Here is a 26,452-nt window from a genome sequence, read left to right as displayed (position 1 = left end):
GCTCCATCGCAGAGAACCTTGTTTCTCCCGCAAAGCGATTGCACTTTTAGAGGCGATCCGTAATATCTTACCCACGATAACAACAAGCGATGAAACAAAATGTTCAAACCTTCCATCACATTATTAAGTGCAGCCGTATGTTTAGCCCTTGCGGGTTGTGCGGGCACTGCAGACCAAAGCCAAGAACCAGTAAAATCACTGCAAAGTAAGCAATATGATAACGTGCTTTTACAGGAGTTTTCAGGTCCTTATCAAGGCGTTCCTCATTTTGACAAAATGAAGCTTGAAGATTTAGAAGCTGCGCTTGAAATTGGTATGGCTGATAATTTGAAAGAAATTGAAGCAATAGCCAATAATCCAGCTAAGCCAACTTTTGAGAACACCATTGTTGCACTAGAAAGAGCGGGGGCCGCTTTGGATCGCGTTTTTACCTACTATGGTCTTTGGAGTGCAAACATTTCAAGCCCAGAGTTTAGAGAAATCCAATCGCGAGTTGTGCCTAAGTTTTCAGAGTTCAGCTCTAAAATTACCCAAAACCAAGCGCTTTTTGAACGCGTAAAAGCAGTATATGAAGGCGCTGAATATAAAAAGTTAACTGCTGAAGAGCAGCGTATCACTTGGATGCGTTATAACGGCTTTGCTCGCAATGGTGCGACGCTAAAAGGTGAAGAAGCTAAGCGTTACGCAGACATCAATCTTGAGCTATCAAAGCTACATACTAAGTTTGCAAATAACGTCCTTGCAGATGAAGAAAACTACGTGGTTTACCTCACTAAAGCGCAGTTGTCAGGTTTGCCCGAGTCGTTTGTTGCATCGGCAGCGGCTGCTGCAAAAGCACGCGGCAAGGCGGATATGTATGCGATTACAAACTCTCGCTCTTCAATGGATCCATTTTTAACCTACTCAACAGAGCGTGAGTTACGCGAGAAAGTATGGAACAACTATTATAACCGAGGCAACAACGGTGGTGAGTACGACAACAAAGCGATTATCTCTGACATCTTAACGCTTAGACATGAGCGCGTTAACTTACTGGGTTACGATAATTACGCGCAGTGGCGTCTTGAAGACCGCATGGCGAAAAAGCCTGAAAACGCGATGGCGCTGATGAAAAAAGTGTGGCCAGCAGCAATTGCCCGCGTGAAAGAAGAAGTTGCTGACATGCAAGCGATCGCCGACAAAGAAGGCGCCGATATCACCATCAAGCCATGGGATTACCGTTTCTACGCCGAGAAGGTTCGCCAAGCTAAATATCAATTGGATTCAAACGAAGTTAAAGCTTATTTACAGCTAGATAATCTGCGCGAAGCAATGTTCTATGTTGCAGGCCGTTTGTTTAACTTTGAGTTCACCGAAGTGCCTAAGGGCTCAGTACCAGTGTTCCACCCTGACGTTCGTGTATGGGAAGTAACAGACAAAACCACCGGTGATAATATCGGCCTTTGGTATTTAGACCCGTTCGCACGTAAAGGTAAACGCTCTGGTGCGTGGGCCATATCATATCGTAGCCATACAACATTTGATGGTAAAACAAATGTGCTTAGCTCAAACAACTCCAACTTTGTGAAAGCACCTGAAGGTGAAGCGACCTTAATTTCTTGGTCAGATGCAGAAACCTATTTCCATGAGTTTGGTCACGCGCTGCATGCGCTTTCATCAAACGTGAAGTACCCAAGTTCAAACTCTGGTGTGCGCGACTACACTGAGTTCCAATCTCAGCTATTGGAGCGTTGGTTGGCAACGGACGAAGTGATCAATCGTTACTTAGTTCACTATAAAACAGGCAAACCTATGCCTAAAGCGCTAATCGAGAAAATCAAGAAGTCAGCAACCTTTAACCAAGGTTTCGCGACGACTGAATACCTTGGATCGGCTATCATGGATATGCTTTTCCATACCACAGATCCTGACAAGATTGGCGACCCTGTTGCATTCGAAAAGTCTCAGTTAGGTGCGCTTGGCATGCCGGACGAGGTAGTGATGCGCCATCGTACAACTCACTTTGGTCACGTATTCTCAGGTGAAGGTTATTCAGCGGGTTACTACGGTTACCTGTGGGCTGAGGTATTAACTTCTGATGCAGCAGAAGCGTTTGCTGAAGCGCCAGGTGGCTTCTACGACAAAGACGTTGCACAGCGTTTAGTGGATTACCTATTCTCAGTTCGCAACTCAATGGATCCAGCAGAAGCGTATCGCAAGTTTAGAGGCCGTGACGCTGAAGTTGAGGCGCTAATGCGTGATAGAGGCTTTCCGGTAGAGAAGTAAAAAGTTTACTCTGCTATTTGGATAATAAAAAACCCCTGAACCAAGGGGTTTTTTATTAAGCTTTAGCTTTTGGATTTCGTGCCGTCACCAAATAGGGATTTAAGGCCGTCGGCAAATTGCTTTATTTGCGCTTTCATCGAGCGCTTTACACTAACTTCAATGCTACCCAAAATCATTCTGCCGTGAATATAAATTCGTGGACGCTGTTTCACCTGCCCTGCAGATGCAAGCGTGTTTCTTGTGTTTTCTACTGAACCCATAATATTACGAATATCGGTGACGACATCGACCGTGTCTGGTACAAAAATTTCGTCACTGCCTAAAATGCAATCTATATAAATATGTACTTCAGGGTGACTAAAAATTGCGTTGCTAAAATCTAGTTCCAAGCTGCCAAGGTAGTTTTTTAGGTGGATCTCTTTAGGTACGACCCACTCGCCACTGCGATGGTTGGAACTAAGTATAGAGGTAATGCTTATTGCCTCAGCACCATCTACGCTGGAGGTAAATTTTGGACCCAAACGAGCGGCTTTTTCGCTGTGATATCTTGCATCCGACTTGAGCGGTAAATCAGCACTAAGTGCTGCAATTTGTTCTTGTTCGTTCAGATCGTATGCTTTATCCAATCGTCTCTCGAATGCATCAGCCGAAAGCTCACCGTGGCTGTAATTTAGAATTAACTGGTCAATCACCTCTTCCCTGACGGATTCGAGAGGTCTATCTTTTAATGGTACAGACATATGGTTGGTTCCGTTCTCTTGATTTGTGGTTAGAGTAGCAACAACCAAGCCAATATTAAATTACATATAAAACAAATGGTTAGTATTTTGTAATATCAACTTACTCTATTTATTTGCTAATATTTAGTTATACAAAATAGTATTTGGTCAAAATTACCACTATTAGATGGCAGGTAACGCAGTAGCGCAGGTGTAGTTTGATATTGTCAGTCACTTTGCTATGGTAGTAGGTGTTCGCAAAACAACCAAAGGAGATTAGTTATGGCGAAGAAAGGCGATGTTAAAGCGCTTAAAAAAGAGCTGAAAGCGCGTAAAGCAAAGATTGAAAAGCATGAAGCGAAAATCAAAAAGCTGAAAAAAGCGATTAAAAAGGCTTAAAAGCCATTAGCCCTAACGCAAAGGGATAAGTAAGCGAGCGGTAAATATACCGCTCTTTTTGCAAGTCAGATTAAATCGAAAGATGGCTATATAGCAACCAAGTTCCCACACAGATTAAGGTCAACCCACCAAAGGTTTCAGCTCGACTACCAAGAAACTTTCCTGCCGAATGCCCAATCATCACCCCAATTGTTACCATCATGGTGGTGGCAAGGCCAATGAGCGCAGCGGCGAGCCATATATTCACATCAACAAATGCGAGACTGACACCGACAGCCATTGCATCAATGCTAGTGCCAAACGCTGTGATAATGGTTTTTAACCAAGGCTGCTTTGCGTGTTGCGTTGGTGCATCGTCATCACCCTTAAGGCTCTCATAAATTATATGAGCGCCAAGTCCTAACAATAAGATAAACGCAATCCAATGATCCCAAGCCTCGACATAGCCAGCTGCAGATTGTCCTATTAACCAGCCAATTAGCGGTGTACTGGCTTCAATAATCCCAAAAATAAGGCCGATTTTTATGGCTTCGGTAAGCCGAGGTGATTTTAGGCTGGCGCCTTTACCGATTGCCGCGGCAAACGCATCGGTAGACATGGCGTATGCTAACAGTAGCAGGGTGACGAAATTCATTTACATTGCTCCGGTCGGGCGATTTGAGTCCACGATACATCCACACGCCCGACCACAGGCATGGATATATCGATGGTCTCGCCAACCGAGAGGTGTCCGCACCATGGCATTTTGGCCAATTATGTTGATACGAACTCTTCCGAGCATTGGAAGCAGGCTACTCCCCAACGAGTTGCGATAATATCAAGAATTGCAGTGGATGCAAAACCAAAATTGAGCAGCTCCTGACGGTGATAATTCTCGTTACCTTTATGACGGGGCAAAGCAGTCTATTTCGGTTGTGATAAGCTGCTCCTTTGCATCACCGAGTATAAGTACCTCGCCATTAGGGTTCACAAGAAGGCTTTGGCCGATAAATTGAATTCCCGTGCCATTGCTGTGGTCCATTCCTAGGCGATTGGCTGAAATAATATGGACTTTATACTTCTTGGCTTGTTTTATTATGGTATCAAGGCTGTCTTCGCCACAATAATTTGAAGGGTTCACAATGAGCTGTACGCCCTGCTCGGTGAGTTGCATCAGCCCCTCTTCAAACCAGATGTCGTAACATAATAAAATACCCACTTTAATACCCATTACTTCGTGCACTTTGAATGCATTACCTGATTGAAAAAAGCGCTTATCGGGCGGTGCTAAAAAAACCTTACGATGTACGCCAACAATCCCTTCTGGACCCACTATAGCCGCACTATTAAAGTGCTCACAGCCTGCCTTCTCAATGATGCCAGCGATGATAGTACCGTGTTGTTGTTGTGCGATAGATTGAAGCAGGCTGATAGTCGTGCTGTCGGATAACTCCTCTGCCATTTCCTCCATATGAGTATGGCAAAGAAAGAGGCTACCTGAAGTACATAATTCGGGTAAGACGATGAGATCAAAGTCAGCCTTTGATAAGGTTTTTTCTATGGTTGTCCAGTTGCATTGAGGGTCGCCATAGTTGACTGCAAATTGATAAAACCCCACTTTCATCGTTCACCTACGTAATATTGGGCCAAGCAAACTGCCTAAAGGTCAGATTGAATCTAGCACCAATCTCTTTAGGTGCAGGAGGTACGGCATGTTGGAACTGCGTTTGAAAGCCATTTCCCATGATGAATAACGAACCGTCTTCTAGCTGCTGTTCAAATTGCTCATCGGGATTTTCTTGATGACGAACTTGAAACAAGCGCTCGGCACCTAAGCTCAGAGAAGCGATAACATTAGTTGGCCCAAATGCGGACAGATCACTGTGAAAGTCCATATACTCCTCACCATCTGGATAAAAAATACAGACACAGACGCTAAATTCGATACCTATTTGAGTCTGTAATCGCTGCTGTATTGATGCAATCAAATCAGGCCAAGTTTGGCGTCTACCATGATAGCTAGGAAATACCGCTGGATCTTCGAGCCTTGGCTCTACAAACATCATTTTCCAGGGTCTAATCTCTGTATTTTCACCGTTAGGCAAGGTGATGATTTCAGGCTGAGATAAATCACAGTGCTTGATTAACCACTGATACAGTGAGTGGCTTTCTGCCTTGGTAAGAAACGCTGGAATATACTCTGCCTCGGCGTTATCGATAAGTGGAAGTTTCATGACTAATTCCTTGTTGTTGCTATTTTTCTTTAACAAAAAGAACAGCACTAAAGCAAGACACTAAAGCAGCTCCCTTTTCCTACTTCAGAGGTTGCGCTGATCCGCCCTTTGTGGCGATGGATAATTTGTTGGCTGAGTGCAAGTCCAATTCCTGAGCCATGAGGTTTTGTGGTAAAAAATGGTACGAATATTTTATCAAGTGCGCTGGGTTCTATTCCTTCCCCGTTATCAGCGACGTTGATCTCACATTTGCCGTAGCGATTAATCGTTGCTGATACAGTCACTACTTTTTCTTGGTTGTTATGTTTCATGGCATCTTTGGCGTTATTTAGTAGATTGAGCAGCACTTGTTCTATCATCTTTCTATCAACATTAATGCTCAGCGCAGCGGGCGTCACGTCAAAGTGTAGAGTGATATTGGCGTCCCTAAAGTCGCGTTTTATCAGCGGTGTAATGTCGTCAAATAAAGTCTGTACCGCAAGCGGTTGGAGGTCAAGTTCAGGAATATGCGTGAGCTTTCTGTAGTTATCAATAAAGCCAAGTAAAGACTGGCTTCTAATACCAATTGCTTGCAGGCTTTGTAGGTAGTCTTCAACGAGCTCTTGGTCTGTCACCGCTTCAGCTAGCTGATTATTGGTGATATTAACTAGCGTATTGGAGAGTGAATAAATCGGTGCGACGGAGTTTCCTATTTCATGGATAAGCACGCGGATCAGCTTTTGCCAAGATTCGATTTGGGTGCTCTCTAGCTGCTCTGAAATCGCGGTGAAAAGCCAAAGTTGGTACTGATTGCCTTGATTGGAAAACGTAAAATATTTAAATAGTAAGTCTTTGGCGATGTGACTACCTACTTTGGCCTGTTCAAGCTCTGGGTGTGCTGCAAGTAGTGAGTGTCCAGACTCTGCGCCGCGAATATCCAACAATTGCTTTGCGCTGTTATTACAAATCAAAATGGTGTGGCCATTTTTGATAAGGATCAGACCTGCTTCTATGTGTTGCAGCATGGTTTCGTATGTGGTGATGAGCTCTGTCTGCTTAGTTTTATCTTGCTGAGCTTTCTGAATAAGCTCGTTACAGGTTGTAAGTGCTTGCTTACTTATTGGGTGCTTATTATCAATTCTAAAGCTGCCATCTTGATACTTGAGCGCAGTAAACACCTCTTCGAATTGTTGTTTTTGTCTTTTCAGTGTGGCAATAGACAGCACTGTGAATAGCACTGCAATCGCAATGGATAACCCACTAAACAAAAAGACGTAGCTGTGGAGAAAACCCAATACACCAAGTGTGGCGAATAAAATGGCTGCGAGTTGAAAAATGGCCATGCGAACGAGGCTATTATTCCACATCATACTTCTCCATTTTACGGTACAGTGACGCTCGAGTGATCCCAAGCGCTTTAGCCGCATGGCTGATATTTCCTTTAAAGTCTCGAACCGCCCGCTCTATGGTGTGCTGCTCTATTTCTGCGAGATTATAGGTGTCAAGAAATCCCGCGTTCTCCTCAGAGCTTGCCCCTGGACTGGTGAGCTGAAACTGCAATTGGGTTGAGTCAGATAAAATAACAGCGCGTTCAACCAAGTGTTGTAATTCTCGAATGTTACCGGGCCATTGATACTTGACTAAATCAGCCATCATTTTGTCGGTGACCGTTTTGCACTGGAGCTTGTATTTTTTGCTGTATAGATCAGCATAAAACTCAATAAGTAGCGGAATATCTTGGGGTCTATCTCGTAGTGCGGGAAGTGTGAGCTCCACGGTATTAATGCGGTATAACAAGTCCTGACGAAAACTGCCTTCGCGCACCATGCCATACAAATTCATATTGGTTGCGGTGATAAGGCGCAGATCAACCTCTATTTGTTTGCTGCCTCCGACTGGCGTAACCACTCGATTTTGGATCGCAGTAAGTAACTTTCCCTGTAACTCGAGCGGAATATTGGCTATTTCATCCAAAAATAAAGTACCAGATTCCGCAAGTTCAAAGCGACCTGGCTTATTGCTTTTCGCATCTGTAAATGCGCCTTTCATATGGCCGAACAATTCACTTTCGAACAAAGAGCTGGCGATCGTGCCCATATCGACAGACATGAAGGTATTGTCTTTTCGTAAAGACTGTTTATGTAGCTCTCTGGCAACGACTTCTTTACCAGTGCCGCTTTCACCTAAGATTAAGACGTTGGCATCGGTTTTGGCGGCCTTTTCTATAGTTTGAAAAACTTGCTCCATTGCTGGACTCGAGGCAATTAAATGCTCGAATGGTTTGTTTTGCGCTGCCATTGAGATTTGTGCGATTTGCGTGAGCTTCTTGGACTTTTTCCGTTGTGCGCTCAACTCGATGCAATTGGCAACCGTTGCGAGTAGCTTTTCATTTTGCCAAGGCTTGAGGATAAAATCGTTGGCGCCAAGTTTGATGGCATCCACTGCCATCGTTAGGTCGCCATAGGCGGTGAAGAGTACAACCACGGCATCTTCGTCCAAGGCTTTTATTTGTTTTAGCCAGTAGAATCCTTCGGCGCCGGAGGTTGATTCTCGAGTAAAGTTCATATCGAGCAATATCAGAGCAAAGTCCTGATCCGACATTGTTTTAGCGATATCGTGGGGACTCTCTAGCGTCACGACTTTTTTGTAATATTGTTTGAGCAACATTCTCGTGGCGACGAGAATTTCGCTGTTGTCGTCGACAACTAAAATTGCCTTATCGCTGATAGTCATTACATTTCCTTTCCTCATCAAACTGTACGATATCGTACACTAGGTGTTTAATTTTTTTACACTCTTTTGTTCCATTATTCCATAGAACTATTTTATGTTTTTGATTTTTATTTGTTTTTTATTTTGGCATGCAATTTGAGTTATTAGGCTAACCTAAACTCAAGAGAGTGACAAAATGGACAGAAAAATAACACCTAACAAAAGATTTCAGCTGTGGTGGCTGGCGCTACCTGTCATCGTGGTAGCGTATTTTGCATTTGATAGTGCAGCGAGTAGCAGCGGGGATCGTGTTAATCTGGCGATGGATAAAGTCAAGATAAGTACAGTGACAAAGGGCGAGTTTCATGATCTTATTCCGCTTAGAGGCAGCATTATGCCGAGTAAGTCTGTGTATCTAGATGCCATCGAAGGTGGACGAGTCGAAGCGCGTTTCGTCGAAGAAGGTGCGATGGTTAAAAAGGGTGACAAACTGCTCGCACTGAGCAACACCAGTTTGCAGCTGGATGTGATCTCCCGTGAGGCGCAGATCTCAGAGCAGCTAAATAACCTACACAATACCCGCTTAGCGATAGATCAAAACCGTTTAAACTTAAAACGAAACCTATTAGAGCTAGATTTTCAGGTAAGTCAAAGTGAGCGAAAGCTTGCGCAGTTCAAGCGCCTTGGTAGCGGGAATTTAGTTTCAAAAGATGAGCTACAAGCGGCCGAAGATGAAACTGAGTATCTAAAAAACCGCCGCAAGTTAATTATTGAGCAGCAGCAACAAGATGAAAAAATCCGTACGGCACAAATTGCACAGCTAGAAGATAGCGTCGAGCAGCTTAATAAAAACTTAGGTTTTGCGCGTAAAAATCTTGAAAATCTAATTATCAAAGCGCCTATGGATGGCCAATTGACTGCGCTAGACGCGGAACTAGGCGCGTCAAAGGCGAGAGGCTCACGTTTAGGGCAAGTGGATATTGTGTCTGAATATAAAGTGTCGGCCCAAATTGATGAATTTTACCTAGGCCGCGTGTATGCGGGACAAACCGCAAGGTTAACACTGCAGGGTAAGCCGTATGAGCTAACGCTCGCAAAGGTCTATGCCGAAGTGTCAAATGGTCGCTTTGAAGTGGATTTAACTTTTAATGGTGTGCTGCCCAGCGACATTCGTAGAGGTCAAAGTTTGCAGTTGGAGTTGTTATTAGCAGATGCGAAAGCCGCGACTTTAATACCAAATGGTGGATTTTATCAAGATACCGCTGGCAAGTGGGTATTTGTACTAGAGCAGGGCAGCCAAGTGGCGGTGAAGAAATCGGTGACTTTTGGCGAGCGTAACAACAAATATATTGAAGTACTTGATGGGCTGGCAGTCGGCGACCGAGTGATCACTTCAAGTTACAGCAGCTTTAAAGACATGCAGTCGGTCAGTTTGACTCGTTAATAGAATTAAAAGGCAAAAGAATATGTTACATCTAACTAAAATAAATAAAGTTTTTCGTACTGAGCTGGTTGAGACTTACGCCCTTGAGGATGTCACGGTGACCGTAGAGCGTGGCGAGTTCGTTGCTATCATGGGACAGTCAGGGTCAGGTAAGTCTACCTTACTTAATATCATCGGCATGCTAGACCATATTGATGGTGGCGAGTATGTTTTTGATGGCAAGGACATCAGCCAGTTAAGTGAAGGTCAGCTTGCTGATATTCGTAAAGACAATATTGGCTTTATCTTCCAAAGTTTTAACCTTATTGATGAGCTCACTGTGTATGAGAACGTTGAGCTTCCGCTTATTTATCAGGGGATCTCTAAAGCCGAACGAGCACTGCGTGTGACAGCCGTGCTGGAAAAAGTGAATATTGCGCATCGCAAAGATCATTACCCACAGCAACTTTCAGGTGGTCAACAGCAAAGAGTTGCAGTTGGGCGTGCCATTGTCGCAAAGCCAAAAATGATTCTTGCGGATGAACCAACCGGTAATCTTGACTCAAAAAATGGTGAAGAAGTCATGGGGCTGTTAGCACAGCTTAACCAAGAAGGGGTAACGATAGTCATGGTGACGCACTCAGATCACCATGCAAATTACGCGCATCGCACGATCCATGTTTTGGATGGCCATATTGTTTCGAGTCAAATGCAGGAGGTTCGCTGTGCTTAAAAATTACTTGTTAATCGCGTACCGCAGCTTGCTGCAACAAAAACTCTACTCAACAATCAATATTTTGGGTTTGGCGATTGGTTTAGCTATTTGTATCAGTATGGCTATCTTTGTTGAATCTGAGCTGGGTTACGACAAGTTTATTAAGGATCATGAGCAAATCTATCGCTCGTCTGTAAAATGGATGCCGCCAAGTGCGCCTGAACAATACTATGCGCAAGGGCAAGTATTTAACGCTGAAAACTATCAAGCACACTTTGAAGAAGTGGTAGATGCTACTCGCTTTCGAGAAGTGAGTGTCGCGCTTGGGCAAGGCAAGGAAAGTTTTCTTCATGATGGTGTATTCCTCGCAGATCCCAACTTTGTCGATTTTTTCTCCTTAGATGTAATTGACGGAGAGCGTCAGTCTGCACTCGAGGCTCCCAACACCATTGTTTTAACCCAAGCAGCTGCAATGCTCCATTTTGGTCGCACGAATGTTGTTGGAGAATCTTTACTTGGGGCAGGAAAACTACCGTTAAAGGTCAGTGCCGTGATAAAAGACTTGCCACTGCGCACCCATTTAAATGTCTTTGCGCTCATCAGTATGGCAACGGCCACCACTTATTATGGTGATAACAGCTGGCAGCGTGACCCAAGTTTTAACTATTTCACCTACGTTAAATTAGCGGATGGGGTAACCGGTGAAGATGTTGAAGCAAAAATCCCAAGTTATTTAGAAAATCATTATGGCCCGGGAACGAGTGACACCCTTGGCTTTGAATTAATGCCTGTCACCGATATTTACCTTCACTCACATCAGTATGGTGAAATGAAAGAAAATGGTGATATCAATACCGTTTATTCGTTTAGTGTTATTTCAGCGCTTATTCTCTTTATTGCGTGTGTTAACTTTATGAATTTGTCGACTGCCACAGCAACCAAGCGCGCAAAGGAAGTGGGAGTACGTAAGACATTAGGCGCTAAACAGCAGCATTTAGTTATGCAGTTTGTGGTTGAGGCGATGATGTTGAGTTATATCGCGTTGATCATTGCTGTGGCGCTGGTTGAAGCTGGTTTGCCCTTGTTTGCGAGCTTTATCGGCAAGCCGCTCAGTTTTGACTTCTATTCAGAGCCGTTAGTGTTGACTACGCTGTTGCTGTTAGGGTTATTCGTTGGCTTAATCTCAGGCGCATACCCTGCCTTTTATCTAAGCCGCTTTAAACCTGCTAAAGTGCTTAAAGGAGAAGTGACACAGGGTAAATCTGGCGCGCTGCTGCGTAAAGGGCTGGTGGTATTTCAATTTAGTGTCGCCGTGGTGCTTATTATCGCCACCACGGTATCTAACCAGCAACTAAAGTACGCCAGAGCCATAGAACTCGGTTATGACAAAGACAATACTTTTGTGCTGAGCCGTCTTTATACAGATATCGCCAGTCAACAGCGTAGCGCATTAAAAACACAACTGCTCTCTCACCCAAATATTGTCAGTGTGACAGCAAGTTCAGCAGTACCAACAGAGACCATTGTCGATGCTTTTGGGATGGTTAATCCAAAAACACAATTGTCGCAGACCATGCCGACATTGGCAGTAGATGAAGATTATTTTAGCAGCTACAACATTAAGTTACTGAGTGGCCGAGGGTTTAGTCGCGATTTTCCTGCCGATAAGTTTGCGATGCCGAGTGCGGCTGAGCCAAATCCGCGTTTTTCGGTTGTGATTAATGAAAAGGCAGCGCAGAGTTTAGGATTTAGTGCTGATGAGGCTGTTGGTAAAACATTTGAAGTACGATTAACTCGCCATTCAAGCGCTATGGCGACTATCATCGGGGTGACGCAAAACTACTATTTTTCTTCACTTAAAACAGAGATAAGCCCAACGTATCACTTGCTAAGAGAGAATGAAGGCAATTCGATGGCGATAAAATTTAAAGGTGATACAGCGCAAACTCGCGACTTTATAGAGGCCACTTGGCGCAAGCTAGTACCAGAACAAGAAATGGAACTGACTTATCTACAAACTAAGTTTGAGCAGATGTATCGCCAGGAAGACAAAGAAATCATTGTGTTTAATTTGTTCTCTATGCTGGCGATTTTCATTGCGTGTTTAGGCTTATTTGGTCTTGCCTCTTTTACCACAAAAAGGCGCACCAAAGAGATTGGGGTGCGTAAAGTGCTTGGTGCTTCGGTGATGGATATCGTGATATTGATCAACAAGGAATTCTCAAAGCAAGTGATGATCGCAAACCTGATAGCGTGGCCGCTTGCGTACTTTGTGATGCAGCAGTGGTTAAACAACTTTGTCTATCGTATTGACCTTTCAATCGTGCCATTTTTGATTGCAGCAAGTTTAGCGTTTGCAATTGCTTGGTTAACGGTCGGCTCGTTGACGCTAGTTGCCGCACAAGCGCGACCTGTAAAATCATTAAGATACGAGTAATTGCAACTAAACAGGCCTCACAATGAGGCCTGAACTGAGATAAGTTAAGCGCCAGGACCACACTCCAAGCAGTGCTTGATAATATCCGGGCCAAACTTCAAGTTTGCATTTAGATTTCGCAGTGCCGTTCTTAGGCCTTCTTCTATCACTGGATGGTAGAAAGGCATTTCGAGCATTTGCGGCACGGTCATCTTGTTTTGTAGCGCCCAAGCAAGTAAATGCGCTATATGCTCAGCAGCAGGGCCGACAAATTCGGCACCTAAGAATAATCCGGTGCCTTGCTCAGCGTAGACTCGCATATGGCCTTTGTTTTTTAACATCACGCGGCTGCGGCCTTGGTTTTCAAAGCTTACCTCTCCGATGGCAAAGCAGCCGCAATTGCCATATTGCTTTTCCAGCTCTTTATAACTTGCTCCAACCATCGCAATTTGTGGGTCGCTAAATACCGCCGCAAGCTTTGCACGGCGTAGTCCCACTCTCACATCAGGGAAACGACCGGCATTTTCACCTGCAATCGTGCCTTGATCTGCGGCTTCATGTAGAAGCGGGATCTGATTGCTGGCATCACCTGCAATAAAAATCGGGGCGTTCCCTGAGCCATCAAGACATTGCATGGTATGTGGGTCGGCTAGCGGTACGCCTCGGTCATCAAGTTCAAGCGTGGTATTTTCTAGCCCAAGGTTATCAACATTGGGCACACGACCAGTGGCTGCCAACACATAGTCAAACTGCTCGGTTTGTGGTTTCCCTTGTTTGTCAATGTAGGTAAGCTCGGCTTTGTCACCGACCTGTTTCATATCTGATACTTTGGCATCTGTGTCGAGGTAAAACTCATCACTGAACACCGTGGTGGCATAGTCTTTGACGATTGGATCGGTTAGTGGTCCAAGGCCACCGCCGACACCAAATACTTTGACCTTTACGCCAAGTCGGTGTAGCGCTTGACCTAGTTCTAAGCCAATCACGCCGGGGCCAAATACGGCCACTGAGTCGGGTAAATCGTCCCAGTCAAAAACGTTATCGTTAATGACTAAACGGTCGCCAAAATTATTAAACGCACCAGGGTAGCTAGGTCTTGAACCTGTAGCGATAACAAAACGTTTGGCTGTGATCTGAGTGTGGTCGTCCAACTGTACCGTATGGCTGTTGATAAATTTTGCACTGCCGCGTAGTTTATCCTGCAGAGGCAATTCGTCTACAGCTTCGACGACAAAGCCAACGAAGCGATCTCGCTCACGTTTGACTCTCGCCATAACCGCTTTACCGTCAATTTCAGCGGGTTTTACATTAATACCAAATTTAGGTGCGACTTCAATTTGATGTGCGGCTTCAGCTGCGGCAATCAGTAACTTGCTTGGCATGCAACCAACCCGTGCGCACGTTGTGCCGTATACGCCAGACTCAATCATCAGTACTTCTGAGGTATATTTTTTGGCATTTCTATAGGCGCTGAGACCCGCTGTTCCCGCACCAATCACGACTACGTCGGTGTTTATCTTTTTCATTTTTTGCTCCGAAATCAGAAAGTGTGATACCAATTTACTTAATTAAGAGGTCTATTTGAGGCGAGAAAATCTTGTCGATAGCCAGGCAAAAATTTTGCTATTTAGTTGTTCTAAATGAGAAATTTTTAACGCAGTTAGCGTCAGATTTGCTCCTTCAAATTGAGCAAGTATTAAGATAAATTGGTATACTCCCCCATGACAGTCAGTTATTAGCCATCGTGTTGTGTTGAGGGGGAACATTTTGACTTGGTGAGCAAGTTCACCAAGTCATGTTGTGGGGGATGAATGATTAAGCGAAATATTCAGCTAAATCGTCTGAGCCACCGATGTGTTTACCGCCGATAAATACTTGCGGCACGGTTTCGCGACCAGATAGCGCTTTAAGGCTGGTTAGCGATGCCTGTTGGCCAAGTACCAGCTCTTCATATGCCAGTCCTTTTTCTTTTAGCAAGGCTTTGGCTTTTTCACAGAATGGACAGCCAATCTTGCTAATAACGGTAACCGGCTCTGGTTTGATTTGGCGCGGGTTAATGTACTCCAGCATAGTATCCGCGTCTGATACCTCAAACGGGTCGCCAGGCTTTTCTGGTTCGATAAACATTTTGTCAATCACACCGTCTTTTACCAGCATTGAATAACGCCAGCTGCGTTTGCCAAAACCTAAATCGTTTTTATCAACTAACATGCCCATGCCGTCAGTGAATTCGCCGTTACCGTCAGGTAGTAGTGTAATATTCTGCGCTTCTTGGTACTGTGCCCATGCGTTCATTACAAACGTATCATTAACGGATAAACACACGATTTCGTCGACACCATTTTGCTTAAATACGCTAGCAAGCTCGTTATAGCGCGGTAAGTGCGTAGACGAACAAGTTGGTGTAAAGGCACCAGGCAAAGAAAATACAACTACAGTTTTACCTTTAAAAATTTCATCGGTGGTGACGTGCTTCCACTCTTCATTTTCTCTAATTGGGAATGTAACCTGTGGTACGCGTTGACCTTCAATATTCTTTAACATTTTGCTTTCCTTCTTAAGTTGATGTAGCCATTATGCCGTGCGCATTTTGATTTGTATAATTGATAGTTAAGATTAAAATGTTCAATAAAATTGATTGGTTTCGACTTCAACTATTTGTATTTTTTAACCTAGCCAATGCCGCTAAGTTGAGATTAGTCAATTTTTACAAGAGCAGGGAATATTTAGATGAAAGCAAACTTTGAATTAATGGCGGATTACAATCGCTGGATGAACGAAAAGTTATATGAAGTTGTTTCGGGATTGAGCGCCACGGAATTACATCAAGATCGAGGGGCTTTTTTTGGCTCCATCATGGGATCGTTAAACCATATTCTTGTTGCCGATATTATTTGGCTTAAGCGCTATACAAAGCATAGCTATCATTTTGAAGCACTGAACGTTGTAGCAACGATGCCACTGCCGACAAAACTTGATGCGATGCTGTATGAAGATTTTGCAGCGTTGAGACAGGCAAGAGCTGAAATGGATAAGGTGATTATTGAGTTTGCGAATGAAGTCACTGAGGAGGCGCTTGCAGCCGATTTACACTACAAAAACACACAAGGTAAAACCTTTTCTCGCAAGTTTGGTTTTTTAGTGCATCATTTATTTAATCATCAGACGCACCATAGAGGGCAAATAACGACATTACTCAGCCAGATTGGTATTGATATGGGAGAAACCGATCTATTAGCTCGGATCCCCATATCATTTGGTTAGTGCTTTGGCTGGCTTTACCGCTTCGTTATGTCTAGTGTTTTGTGCTAGTGGCATCACCCGCTTATAAAGACTAAACCAATTCCGGTGATGGTGATGGTGAGGTTGTTGTCTGCCTTGAGTGTTATATCACTTTGGATAACACTGCGATCGGCCTTAAGGGTGATATTTTGTTTGGCGCTTACGTCAATTTGATTAGCGATGAGTTCAAAGTTAATCATCATCGCATTTTCAATTAATAAGTAAGTGTTTTTAGTGGTAAGGAGTTAAGTAGTTTTTATTTGCTACTTTAATAACAGGAGCATTTATTATGAATAAGCCTTAGCTATAAGCCCTTGTTGGTCTAGTATTTCTTTCTGACCAAATGATGCTAATACACTTAGATGGGCGAAAATATTTACTTTACTGACATTGTCAATGGTAGGCTGCCCACCAAGAAAAAAAGCGGGTTCAAAAGCATACATTTCGTTATATTTTAATTGAGATAATCGAAGTTTACATTTCTCAAAAAGTAAGCCTCCACTCGTATCATCTATATCCAGCGATGTTGGCCTTTTTGCACCAAAGAAAAACTGTATGGCATCGTTTTCTTCTCCAACTGCTATGTCTTCGGCATTACCTTCTTTCTCTATAATCCAACCGTGAGATGGGTCGATTAGATATTTATGTCCAAATTTCTCTCCCCATAAGAATAGCTCTCCAAAAGCACTGCGAGCAATTACATAATATGTGTCTTGCTCGACGATATCTGTATCTCCAAGCCATGCATCTAAGGTATCATCATAATCATCGGGATTAGTTAACCAAAAAAGCCCTTCCCCGAAACCAGAAAATCCGTATTCACTCCAATATTCTAATAATCTAGTAGGCAGTTTACCTTCAAACTTTTTTATTATTTCTGCTGGGGCTTGATTTTTTTCAGTAGGCTCTTCAAATTTTTCAAGAAACCACTCGAAATCTTCATCTATTTCAAATTGTTTGGTCATTATTCTAACCTCCTTACTTACACCGTTCTAATTCTATATTCATTTGGGTGGTAGGGCCCATTGTTCTCAACGCAACCCTTGCTGCCTCATCCATACCGGAAACTCCCTATAAACTGAAACGTTTTACCGTGGCTTGCATGCCTTCGATGGCGGCGTCTGGAAGTAGTAGGTCGTAGTGCCAACTAGTAGACATGTCATCAAGTGAATCGCGTAGGCCTTTGACGATGTTTTTAACTTCCGTGGCGGATTGTTTTCCAAGGTCTTGCCAGTTGATGTCTCTTAGGTATTTAACTGGGTCGCTTTTACCAACTTTTCTTTGTGTAAAGATCTGAAGCACTGCGCAGAGCGACTCTCCGGCATTTTTTAAGATAACCTTGCCTACGATTGTGGCATGTCTTGGGCCTCTATTGGAGGCTTTGAATAACCCCTACAGCATCTGATTTTGAAGGTAGTGAAACGATGTTTGTATTTTCACTTAACTCGGACACCCGAAGCGCTAAGCAGTTATGAATTGAGCTGGTGATCCTGACTATTTAATAAAAGCTTTTATCTTAGATGTGTTGTACTAATATTCTCCGAAAATCAGCGAACACAGCTTTCGAATAATATCATTGCTTTCTAGCTCGTTCATTTAGAACTTTAAGTAAGTCAGAATCGCCTTTTACCCAGAACTTGTCATCATCAGGAAAAATATTCTCTGGGTACTCATTTGCAAAATCTATAAATTCACCGTTCCAATGTTGTGGTATGTACTTTTCCATTTGCACGCCCTCATGATAAAATGCGGCTACACTTTTAGCATCAAAGTCGATAAACATGATAGGGAATAAATCAGCAACATCCCACCAAGATCTAGCTGATGGGAACCTAGATGCCAGTCTCTTACTTAGTTCTCTGCAACTTATTTCATTACCCTGAATTTTATCCAGAAAAGTTTCTACATTATTTTCATCTAAAGTATGGAGGCCAAACCTATCAGAGTCGTCAAGCTCCGGAACTTGATATCCATTTTCTATAAAAGCGTCTCTTAGTTTTACCAAATCTAATATCCATAACTCTCGTTCTCCCTTAAACCAGCGAATTTTGCTTTGATAGCGTATAACTACTATTACAACTTCGTTAATCATGACTAATAAAAATATTTTTAATGATAAGTTAACTTACTTAGAAAATACTCACGTTCTTTTTAATAAATAGATATGGATTCACATCCACTTGAGATTCTAATCATCTTCCTCATAAGCAAATGAACCGATAAAAACAGGGTCACTTTGAACAGAGCGTGCTATTTTTTAGGGTCATAATCAAAATCAAACTGACAAATAAGCCACCTTGCTTTGGTAATACCGATTGACTTAGCAGAGTCTATGGCACTTTTTTCAAAGGAACTTGCATAAGATATTTCTGTAAAAAGTTCTGCAATATCGACAATTCCTGATTCTATATACTCAGATTCTTGATTTGCTAAGTCATAATAACCAACGCCACACAGATCTTGTAGAACATCAACTTCTATAGATTCATCCGCAGCTTCAACTCCAAGCCATATAGAAACAACACCTTCTTTTTCAAACCTCTGAGTATAATAGTCGTCTTCTTCTAGGCATTCCTCTTTGGTCATTTTAATGCGCCTTATTTATGAAATCCCTTGGGCAATGAAATATAACCACCTTCAACCCACTTTCTGATATTGTTTTTAAGGATCTAGACTTTCAGATCTTTTTATTATTTTTTGCAATTGATTGTAGATCTTTTCGAGTTTGGAGCTCTCGATCCCAGGGTGAGAGCATACAGTGTTAACTACCATTAACACTGAAGGTCAGCTCTGCCTCAAGTTCATCGTCAATTGAGGTTCGTACATATTTGCGACGTATCGAATCTTCACGACCAGTGTGTTTTACAAAGTTATAAACAACCGGTCTGAACAGTGCAGTTTTCCGCCGAAATTGGTTCACTTTTCTGACAAGCACCTTTCTTAATTACGACATCTAATACCCAATGCTAATAAGGGGGACGCAAACTAACCGTTTATATTACCTATATTCAGCCTAGCAGAGACGTTCAACAAAAGCTTCAAAACTATCCGAAACTAGTACAAAAACAGGACTTAATTCATCTGATTCATTATGATCCCAGAGTACAACTGACGGCTCAATATCGCTATCTTTGAAGTTTAAACATAAAAAGTCTCCACCAAAAACATGAGCAAAAGGAAGTAACTCAGCCCCCACTAAATCTTCATTGTCGGTTAGGCGCTCTTCAATCTGAGCGAGTACTACTTTTATTTCGTATTGCATAATATCGTCTGACAAGTTTGAATCGTTTGTAATAAGAAGTGTTTGCTCAATCAACCGCTCCTCATTGTCTATGTCGTAAGTTAACCCTTCAAAAGCAACGCCATTGTTGTTGCGGAAAAACTCGATAAATGAATGTGGAAGTTTCACTCTGCAAAAGCTTTCCAATTCAAATATGCTTGAGTTATTTAACTCATAAGAGTCATTACGTTTAGTGATCATATATAACCTCTATCTTTTGCTGTATGCCCAATGGCCTTTCGACCTTCCACCTTGGTGGTTAATCATATTATGAGGACCAAAAGGAACCAACTCCATAACACCAGGAATCTCTGAGTGATGCCAAGTGTTACCATCTCTCATACCTACAGGCAACTTTTCATCGAGCCACTTAAATTGAATGTAATCTGATTTTTTCCATAGTCCTTCTGGCAATTCTAACTTTGCTTTAATTAAACCAGCTGACGCAAAGTCAGGGTATTTTGTTCCAGATTTAAACGAAACATTAGGAACCAAACCTTTATCAATAGCCTTTTGCTTGATTGCTCTTTTTTCTTTAATAGTAAGCTTATCGCCTTCTGGAAAATCTTTCCAAGACCAAGGTTTATTTGAATTAATTAAACTCGCATAATCGGAAGCTTGTATCTCTAGTTTTTCAGCTGCTAACAACTTGTTTTGACCGCTGGGCAGCTCATTCCCTTTTGGTGGTTCCAATTCATCGGCTTTGGCTTTGGTGGGCTTGTCGGTGACGCCTCGAATTGGTGATTGGCCTTGATACTCATCCAGTGCTTTATTAACTCGCTGTCCGATTTCTTGGGCGGCTTGTTGCATATACTGGTCGATTTTGGGGGTGACGTCGTCTAGGCGTTTAACCGTGGCTTGCATGCCTTCGATGGCAGCGTCAGGGAGTAGTAGGTCGTAGTGCCAACTGGTAGACATGTCATCAAGTGAATCGCGCAGGCCTTTGACGATGTTTTTAACTTCCGTAGCGGATTGTTTTCCTAGGTCTTGCCAGTTGATGTCTCTTAGGTATTTAACTGGGTCGCCTTTAGCGACTTTTCTTTGGGTAAAAAGCCGCAGTACGGCAAGCGCAGCAGAGAGAGATTCTCCGGTATTTTTTTAAGATAACTTTGACTATGGTTATGATATGTCTTGGGTCTTTATTTACGGCTTTGTCTTACCACTGCATACCATTTCAATAAAGCAGTTGAAAGTTAGCTACCTCGGTTTCTCTAATTAAAAATGTAAACGAAAGCAGCAGAAGAAATTTAATGAGGAATGTAGGCTAGGAGGATAATTGAACCTAGCCTTGCAACATCCATGTTGTTAAAGAGTGTGGTTTAGCATCTTTTTTTAATTTACCTTAATCATTTTGGTGGGTTAGGGTTTACCAGCCACTCAGGTATATAGCCATTTTCTGTGGTCAAATCATAGCCTTTAATGTCTTTTGCTAATGAAGCCATGGCAGTGAGGGGAATGGATAGTGCGCCATCAATTTCAAATTTCTCTTCTTTGGTATCGTAGTATTCTTTATGAAGTAGCGTTGCCTTTTCAATCGCCTGATTAAACTCTACGCCGCCATCATCGGTAAATATACCTAAAATTGCGGAAACTACGGGCCAGTAGAGTCTACTAGCATAGTGATAAGCCTCATCGTATTTGTAGTCATCCGGATTACTAGTAATTAATGCTTTTTCAATTGCCGAGGCTAAGTCTGCGTCAGGCGTAAAAATGGCTTTGAGCAAATCAACTAGCGCGTAATCAAAAGGAGTGAATTGCTCAGCATAGTTAGCCGCTTTAAAAACTGAATCATCAACTTGAATTAGATAATCAATCGCATCTTGATTTCGCGTAATTATTGCGAGGTACATGGCGGTAGGCCAGTTAAATATATCGGCTTCTTCCGAGTCTAGTGCACCATTGAGCTCAATTAGTTGGTTATCATAGCAAAGTTTGAATGGCTTTCCAGGGTTATCATTGGATTGAAAAATTCCTAAGCTTAGTTCTTGTGCACGTACTAGATATTTCCACGCATTTTGGCTATTTGGATGCTCAAGAGCTTCAATAAAAAGCGTTTTTAAGTTCTTTTTATACAGCCTAGAAATGGCAGTGTGGGGTTTATTCTTGATCCCCTCAATAACCCTGTTATCTGACAATTTATTGTAAAGTTCTTGACTTCTTTTATAGGTGTCAGGTGCATAAGTGTAATGATTCTTAATCATTTTCTATCCTTCAAATATTTTTAATATCAAAAATGGTTGCATCAATAGCTCCTTTTACCTCTGTACCCGAGACTTTTTGCTGTACACCAATATATTCGATAGGGTTGTCAATAAAATCTTCCATTTCAATAGCGCTCTCATACTCATCAAGCATTTTACTCAATTCTTTAACCTGCTCGTTAAACTTAGCCTCATTTGGGTCACCATATTTCGGGTCAGCTATATATTCTGTTAGTTTCTTCTCATAATTCTTAAAAATTGAATCCATATAGGCTCTAGACCCTTGTTGAGCACGCTTTGTTCCGGCCATTCGACTCCCCCAAGTTGCGCTACCACCTTTGGCTTCAATAACTAGGAGTCTACCGTCTTCGGTTTGATATAATTGGTCAAATTGTCCTTGCTTACCATCTGTGAGCAACTTTGATCTCAGTGGTGTTGCTCCTGGGTAATTTTGTTCTACGAAGATCCGGGCGGCTTCTTCACCCAGCTCTTCACTGGCTGCACGCATATCTTTATATGCTGCTTTAAGGTGCTCTGCATTACCAGACTTTAATGCGGCATCGCGTTTGGCGATGGCTTGATTTCTTTGTGCCTCTAGCGCCCTAAGCTTTTGTTTTGCCGCTGGAGTGAGTGACTTGTGGTCAACCTTCAAGCGTTGCAAGACTTTATTAGGTGTATCAATTCTATTCGAGGCGAAAACAATTTGGCCGTCAACATACTGCAATTGGTCACTGACCGTTTGGTTTCGTCTTGTTATATACGGTTTTCCATCTCGTAATGCAACCCGGTAATTATTCTTTACATGCTCTGGGGCATCACTTAAAAAGTCATCCAATAATATTTGAACATGCGTCCTAGGGTTAACTTTTAATGCAACTGAGGCGGGTGCGACAGACTCAATTCTTTTAACGTCGTCAATGTCGGTTTCGACCTTTGGGATCCGGTCTAGTTGTACTTTTTCAGTTGTACCCGAGCGAGTGTAATTTAAGCGTTTTAACTTGGTGGCTTGAGTGAGCTTTTCCAATGCGCGGGTTGCTTTAACAAAGTAATTGGATTTAGCGATAGCAGAAACCACTGCACCACTACCAAAGGTGGTAAGGGCAAGCAGTATTTCAAACGACAAGCGACCTGCCATTCTGGTGCGTTCAACACTGGAATGGGCGTTAAAGTAACGAGCTGGGAAATTTGCAAGTAAAGTACGCGCTTCTTCATCTTCTGCAATAATAACTAATGTCTCAAACGCTTCAACAATGCCATTAATGGACTCTGAGGCAGTTGACATAATTTGCTGTAACTCTGCCCGCATAGCTTCCACATCGCCAGTTGCAAGATGGCCCAAAATACGGAAAGTTGCTGCGCCAACATCATAAATTGCTCCTGCTGTGCCTTCGACTAAATCTGCGACTCCCGTTACAATGCTTTCTCCTTGCTGATAAAGCCCGTATAAGAATGCACCGCTATAAATAAGCCCTTGCATCCCAAGGTTTTCGTCATCAATCAGGCGCTCTTGAATGTCAGCTTGCTTGCGGATTTCTGCAACCATTTGGTCAAGGGCCGTGCGAAGCTCTTGGCGTAACGAGATAATCTTCTCTTCGTCCTCGCCGATGTAACTCACGGTATAATTCCCAGCAGGCACATCAATGATTTCTGCGGTACCGCCACTAAGCTGGCCTGTGTATATTTTGCCGTTATCCATCACGACTTCGTAATCAATGTCTTCTACTGGTGTGCCATCGCTATAAAAATACGAAAGGTCAATGGTTTTATCCGCAAGTGATGCTACGCCATCAGCGGTTAACGACAAGCGTTGATTTTCAGCTAACTGTGCTATTTGCGGTACACTCGGCATCGTGGCGCTTTGTTTACCACCAATATCTTGCTCCATGCTGCCGTCAAACACAGTCATGGCTTTGCCTTTTAAGGTCAGTAACTTGTCTGCAAAGATGTTGACGTTACCACTTGAGTCAATACTGATTTCACTGCCGCCATTGGCAAGAGTGAGGTTGCCAGAGCCACTGCCTTTAATCGTGATATTGCCTTGGCTTTGAATGATTTGACTTCCCGCCGGGGCGGTGATGGTAAGGTTGTTGTCTGCCTTGAGGTTGATATCACTTTGGATAACACTGCGATGGCTGCGACCCGCCTTAAGGGTCAAATCTTGTTTGGCGCTGACGTCAATTTGATTGGCGGTGACGTCTAGGTTGGTTGCTGCATCAATAATCACTGACTTTTTACTCTCCAGTGCCAGTTGTTGTTTGGCGCTGGCAATAAAGGTTTTATTGGTGAGTAGTCGAATTGCGCTTTTAACACTGCCAAGTTGTATGTCTTTGGCTGCAAAAATATTCATCGCGCCAAGTTGCGCAAGCCAGTGAATATAAGGCTGCTTTTTATCACCATGTAACACCAAGTGCTGGTTGCCCGCTAGGGTTTGCAACACAATATGCGGGGTTTTTGGGGTGTCATCAAACATCAATAGGTTTTGGCCGCGAGAGCACAACACGTTTTGGGCGTTATTGGCGCTAGTAACAACAGATGGTTGCGTGTCATTAAGCGCAAACCCTAACAGGTAACTTTGGTCAGGGTCGTTGTTCATACAACCGATGAGCACATTACTGTCTGGCAGCAGTGGAAAGTGTAACCCTGTCGGCTGCTTTTGACCACGACAGGCATATTGTGTGAGGCGCTTTACCGACTCGGTCACCTGACTATCAAAATGTACTTGCGTGGCATATTGCCCTTGTGTATCTAGATGAGGATTGGCCTTTGACCCCGACAGCGAGCGCACTGTGGCGGTAAACACCATCGGTTTAGGACTATGCTCTGGGGGAGCGATACGTATTGGCTCACCCCGTGGTACACACACCGACTCGCTATGATATGCAACTTGCTTAGGGTCATTGGCACTGCCTTGCTTATACACCTGTTTACTGCGAATACAGGTATAATCGCCACCTTTCGCTGTGCCCAATTTACCATTTAGCGAAAACGAATAACCGGCATTGGCTTCGGCTACGTTTCCTACCAGCGTGACTTCATTTTTACCTTGTTGATAGGCAAGCTCGAGATTGCCAGTGCGCTCAAATTGCTCAGCAGGATTGTGTGCAGCAGGCTCAAAATAGCTACGCTGGGCCGAGCTGACCGAGGTTGGCGGATGGGCATTCATATGCACTTGTGAGCCACCCATTCTAAAACGATGGCGGCTTTGGCACTGCGTAAACCCAACAAAGCCGGTTTCATGTTCGTGCACCAGACCATCTTTATCCGTTACCGACAGCAAGCCTCGCTCAATATAGGGGCTTGCAAGATTCCCCTCGGCAATCACTATCGACTCAATAAAATCATGGCATTCAAACCAATAAATTAAGCCGTACTTTGCTAAGAGTCGGCTGAAAAAGGTGTAGTCGTTTTCTAGCGCTTGTACGCACTGCGGTAGCGTGGGTAAATCTTTAGTGACTCGCCATTTTATCCGGTCTTGTGAATAGCCGGCTTTTTGTATCAGCTTATTGAGGACAGACTGGACATTGGCTTGTACAAAGATTTGGCTTTTTTCTGTTTGCTTAAGTAACTCAAGGCGAGGCTTTAAGACCACCTCTGCACCACAGGTGTGCTCAGACACAAAACCAGATTGGATATCAAACAAAGTCCCAGTGAAATACGTTGATATTGCATCTGGTGACTCAATTTCAAACGTGAGCATATTGCCGACGAGTAACTCATCAGCAAGGTCAAATTGGGATTCTAGGTTCGCTTTGAGTAAAAAGCCGCTATTGATACAGGTCGTGAGTTCAAAATCGACGACATGTACAGGATGGTTAGTACCATACACCACAATCCTTGTTTGCATTTTTTATGTCCACTGTTGTTGGTTAAAGCCGTTCCACCAATACGCAGTACTACTTCCTAGTGTGCTGCAATTGGTTTTTATTTGCGCGCTATTGTTACATAAAAGGCAAGCATTTTTAACTCATTTTTTTATTCAGCATTCGAATACTTATTGGGTGTGCTGGAGAGAGGAAAGTAGCGCTGATTGTTAATTCTGATTTTATCTCCTGAAGCAGCTAAGTCGCTTACAAGCACCAAAAGAACTTATCAGCGCCTTGTGTCTCCCTCATCACACCCGAAAGTAAATTGCCAATGAGTCATTTCAACGCATGGATGCGTGAAAAGCGGTGACAGGGCCAAGGATGGCCCTTACACCGCGGTGACGTTCATATTGGCAATTTACTTGAGGAGTCAGTGTGATGTTGGGAGTGCCTTTTCTTTTGCTTACTTGTTCTTTGGGCATCAAAGAAAAGTATGTCGTAGCCCATGGATGGGCGTCGAAACCTGTCAGGAGGACATATTAGCCTTGCCCTTCCATGGCTCGTATCAAAGCGCATCCATGCGCTTCTCGTTCATTCTTTTTAAACGATGAAAAAGAACGAACCAAGAAAACGTCGCCCCAGCATCACACTCAATCCTCAAATCCTAAGCCGACATAGTGCAACCGCCTTGTAAGGCACGTCCCTATGCCAGACAAGACTTAGCCGACATCCTGTCGGCACATTGCATATCGACTTATGCTTTTCGGGTGTGATGAAGGGGGAATAAAGTTGCTTGTGAGATCGTCTACGATTTTTACGATTAAGCCGTTTGCAAGGGTTACAAAAACTATCAGCGTAGCCTCTTAGTCCACAGTACAAATAGTTTTGTGGGAGGCGGTTCACCCGCCGAGAAGTATGCTTTTCGGGTGATGAGGGAGTGCCTTTTCTTTTGCGCAACGATTCTTTGGACATCAAAGAAAAGGTTGTCGTAGTCCAGGATGGGCGTTGAAACCTGTCAAGAGGACGATCTGATTTTACACATAGT

22 protein-coding genes, 1 pseudogene and 1 riboswitch are annotated in these 26,452 nt (G+C 43.2%); of the genes and pseudogenes, 5 read left to right on the top strand and 18 right to left on the bottom strand.

The features are described 5' to 3' along the window. Window positions 1–99 precede the first annotated feature (99 nt). A complete protein-coding gene (locus tag GSF04_RS04575; protein WP_211856854.1) occupies window positions 100–2,265 on the top strand; it encodes a M3 family metallopeptidase in 2,166 nt (721 codons plus the stop codon). Window positions 2,266–2,327: 62 nt separating this feature from the next. Here the strand turns inward: GSF04_RS04575 and GSF04_RS04570 are convergent, their stop codons facing one another. From GSF04_RS04570 to GSF04_RS04545, 6 genes are all read right to left on the bottom strand, one after another. Continuing rightward, on the bottom strand, window positions 2,328–3,005 hold the full coding sequence (locus GSF04_RS04570; RefSeq protein WP_211856853.1) for a LiaF domain-containing protein: 678 nt from the start codon (window positions 3,003–3,005) through the stop codon (window positions 2,328–2,330). A 448-nt stretch (window positions 3,006–3,453) separates the two neighbouring features. Then, the gene (locus tag GSF04_RS04565) at window positions 3,454–4,017 is read right to left on the bottom strand and encodes a manganese efflux pump MntP family protein (protein WP_211856852.1); all 564 of its coding nucleotides are present in this window, start codon (window positions 4,015–4,017) and stop codon (window positions 3,454–3,456) included. A 36-nt stretch (window positions 4,018–4,053) separates the two neighbouring features. Continuing rightward, window positions 4,054–4,195, bottom strand: a riboswitch (yybP-ykoY riboswitch). 71 nt (window positions 4,196–4,266) lie between these two features. Continuing rightward, a complete protein-coding gene (locus GSF04_RS04560) occupies window positions 4,267–4,986 on the bottom strand; it encodes a nitrilase-related carbon-nitrogen hydrolase (RefSeq protein ID WP_211856851.1) in 720 nt (239 codons plus the stop codon). Between the two features lie 7 nt (window positions 4,987–4,993). Beyond that, window positions 4,994–5,596 (bottom strand): alpha-ketoglutarate-dependent dioxygenase AlkB, encoded by a 603-nt coding sequence (locus GSF04_RS04555; protein ID WP_211856850.1) that lies wholly within the window; start codon window positions 5,594–5,596, stop codon window positions 4,994–4,996. Between the two features lie 47 nt (window positions 5,597–5,643). Further along, entirely contained in the window at window positions 5,644–6,945 is a 1,302-nt protein-coding gene (locus GSF04_RS04550) for an ATP-binding protein (RefSeq protein WP_249122344.1), read from the bottom strand. Beyond that, window positions 6,932–8,308 carry a sigma-54 dependent transcriptional regulator gene (locus GSF04_RS04545; RefSeq protein WP_211856849.1) on the bottom strand — a complete coding sequence of 459 codons (1,377 nt, stop codon included), beginning with the start codon at window positions 8,306–8,308 and terminating at the stop codon, window positions 6,932–6,934. Before GSF04_RS04545 ends, GSF04_RS04550 begins: the two co-directional genes overlap by 14 nt. 175 nt (window positions 8,309–8,483) lie before the next feature. Between GSF04_RS04545 and GSF04_RS04540 the strand changes: the two genes are divergently transcribed. The 3 genes from GSF04_RS04540 to GSF04_RS04530 are packed head-to-tail and all read left to right on the top strand — an operon-like array spanning window position 8,484 to window position 12,862. Continuing rightward, complete coding sequence (locus GSF04_RS04540; protein ID WP_211856847.1) at window positions 8,484–9,731, top strand: HlyD family efflux transporter periplasmic adaptor subunit; 1,248 nt, start codon at window positions 8,484–8,486, stop codon at window positions 9,729–9,731. A 22-nt stretch (window positions 9,732–9,753) separates the two neighbouring features. Next, window positions 9,754–10,443, top strand: coding sequence for an ABC transporter ATP-binding protein (locus GSF04_RS04535; protein WP_206473702.1), 690 nt, complete (start codon window positions 9,754–9,756; stop codon window positions 10,441–10,443). Next, a complete protein-coding gene (locus tag GSF04_RS04530; protein WP_211856845.1) occupies window positions 10,436–12,862 on the top strand; it encodes an ABC transporter permease in 2,427 nt (808 codons plus the stop codon). The genes GSF04_RS04535 and GSF04_RS04530 overlap by 8 nt, the downstream gene beginning before the upstream one ends. Window positions 12,863–12,906: 44 nt before the next feature. On the opposite strand, the gene GSF04_RS04525 is transcribed toward GSF04_RS04530, so the two are convergent. Both GSF04_RS04525 and GSF04_RS04520 read right to left on the bottom strand, forming a co-directional pair. Continuing rightward, window positions 12,907–14,367, bottom strand: a complete 1,461-nt coding sequence (locus tag GSF04_RS04525; RefSeq protein ID WP_211856843.1) for a dihydrolipoyl dehydrogenase — start codon at window positions 14,365–14,367, stop codon at window positions 12,907–12,909. A gap of 289 nt (window positions 14,368–14,656) precedes the next feature. Further along, window positions 14,657–15,385: a glutathione peroxidase gene (locus GSF04_RS04520; protein WP_010605622.1), complete on the bottom strand. Its 729-nt coding sequence runs from the start codon at window positions 15,383–15,385 to the stop codon at window positions 14,657–14,659. A gap of 186 nt (window positions 15,386–15,571) precedes the next feature. On the opposite strand from GSF04_RS04520, the gene GSF04_RS04515 reads away from it, so the two are divergent. Continuing rightward, window positions 15,572–16,105 (top strand): DinB family protein, encoded by a 534-nt coding sequence (locus GSF04_RS04515; RefSeq protein ID WP_211856841.1) that lies wholly within the window; start codon window positions 15,572–15,574, stop codon window positions 16,103–16,105. Window positions 16,106–16,158: 53 nt separating this feature from the next. On the opposite strand, the gene GSF04_RS04510 is transcribed toward GSF04_RS04515, so the two are convergent. The 10 genes and pseudogenes from GSF04_RS04510 to GSF04_RS23305 form a co-directional block, all read right to left on the bottom strand. After that, complete coding sequence (locus GSF04_RS04510) at window positions 16,159–16,326, bottom strand: hypothetical protein (RefSeq protein WP_211857512.1); 168 nt, start codon at window positions 16,324–16,326, stop codon at window positions 16,159–16,161. 84 nt (window positions 16,327–16,410) lie between these two features. Next, complete coding sequence (locus tag GSF04_RS04505; protein WP_211856839.1) at window positions 16,411–17,088, bottom strand: GAD-like domain-containing protein; 678 nt, start codon at window positions 17,086–17,088, stop codon at window positions 16,411–16,413. 106 nt (window positions 17,089–17,194) lie between these two features. Next, window positions 17,195–17,425: a hypothetical protein gene (locus GSF04_RS23310; protein ID WP_249122343.1), complete on the bottom strand. Its 231-nt coding sequence runs from the start codon at window positions 17,423–17,425 to the stop codon at window positions 17,195–17,197. Window positions 17,426–17,696: 271 nt separating this feature from the next. Beyond that, window positions 17,697–18,215 carry a group-specific protein gene (locus GSF04_RS04495; protein ID WP_211856838.1) on the bottom strand — a complete coding sequence of 173 codons (519 nt, stop codon included), beginning with the start codon at window positions 18,213–18,215 and terminating at the stop codon, window positions 17,697–17,699. Between the two features lie 158 nt (window positions 18,216–18,373). After that, window positions 18,374–18,709: an immunity 22 family protein gene (locus GSF04_RS04490; RefSeq protein WP_249122342.1), complete on the bottom strand. Its 336-nt coding sequence runs from the start codon at window positions 18,707–18,709 to the stop codon at window positions 18,374–18,376. Window positions 18,710–18,884: 175 nt separating this feature from the next. After that, window positions 18,885–19,089: pseudogene (locus tag GSF04_RS23495) on the bottom strand (ISAs1 family transposase); the annotation flags it as partial. Between the two features lie 47 nt (window positions 19,090–19,136). Next, window positions 19,137–19,604, bottom strand: a complete 468-nt coding sequence (locus GSF04_RS04485) for an SMI1/KNR4 family protein (RefSeq protein WP_211856837.1) — start codon at window positions 19,602–19,604, stop codon at window positions 19,137–19,139. Between the two features lie 9 nt (window positions 19,605–19,613). Next, on the bottom strand, window positions 19,614–20,321 hold the full coding sequence (locus GSF04_RS04480) for an HNH endonuclease (protein WP_211856836.1): 708 nt from the start codon (window positions 20,319–20,321) through the stop codon (window positions 19,614–19,616). Window positions 20,322–20,749: 428 nt separating this feature from the next. Next, window positions 20,750–21,604 carry an immunity 49 family protein gene (locus tag GSF04_RS04475; protein ID WP_211856835.1) on the bottom strand — a complete coding sequence of 285 codons (855 nt, stop codon included), beginning with the start codon at window positions 21,602–21,604 and terminating at the stop codon, window positions 20,750–20,752. Window positions 21,605–21,614: 10 nt separating this feature from the next. Further along, on the bottom strand, window positions 21,615–25,448 hold the full coding sequence (locus GSF04_RS23305; RefSeq protein ID WP_249122341.1) for a contractile injection system protein, VgrG/Pvc8 family: 3,834 nt from the start codon (window positions 25,446–25,448) through the stop codon (window positions 21,615–21,617). Window positions 25,449–26,452: the final 1,004 nt, after the last annotated feature.

The sequence above is a fragment of the Pseudoalteromonas sp. A22 genome (assembly GCF_018141345.1).
Taxonomy (GTDB): domain Bacteria; phylum Pseudomonadota; class Gammaproteobacteria; order Enterobacterales; family Alteromonadaceae; genus Pseudoalteromonas; species Pseudoalteromonas maricaloris.
This window is presented reverse-complemented; position numbering and strand designations above follow the sequence as displayed.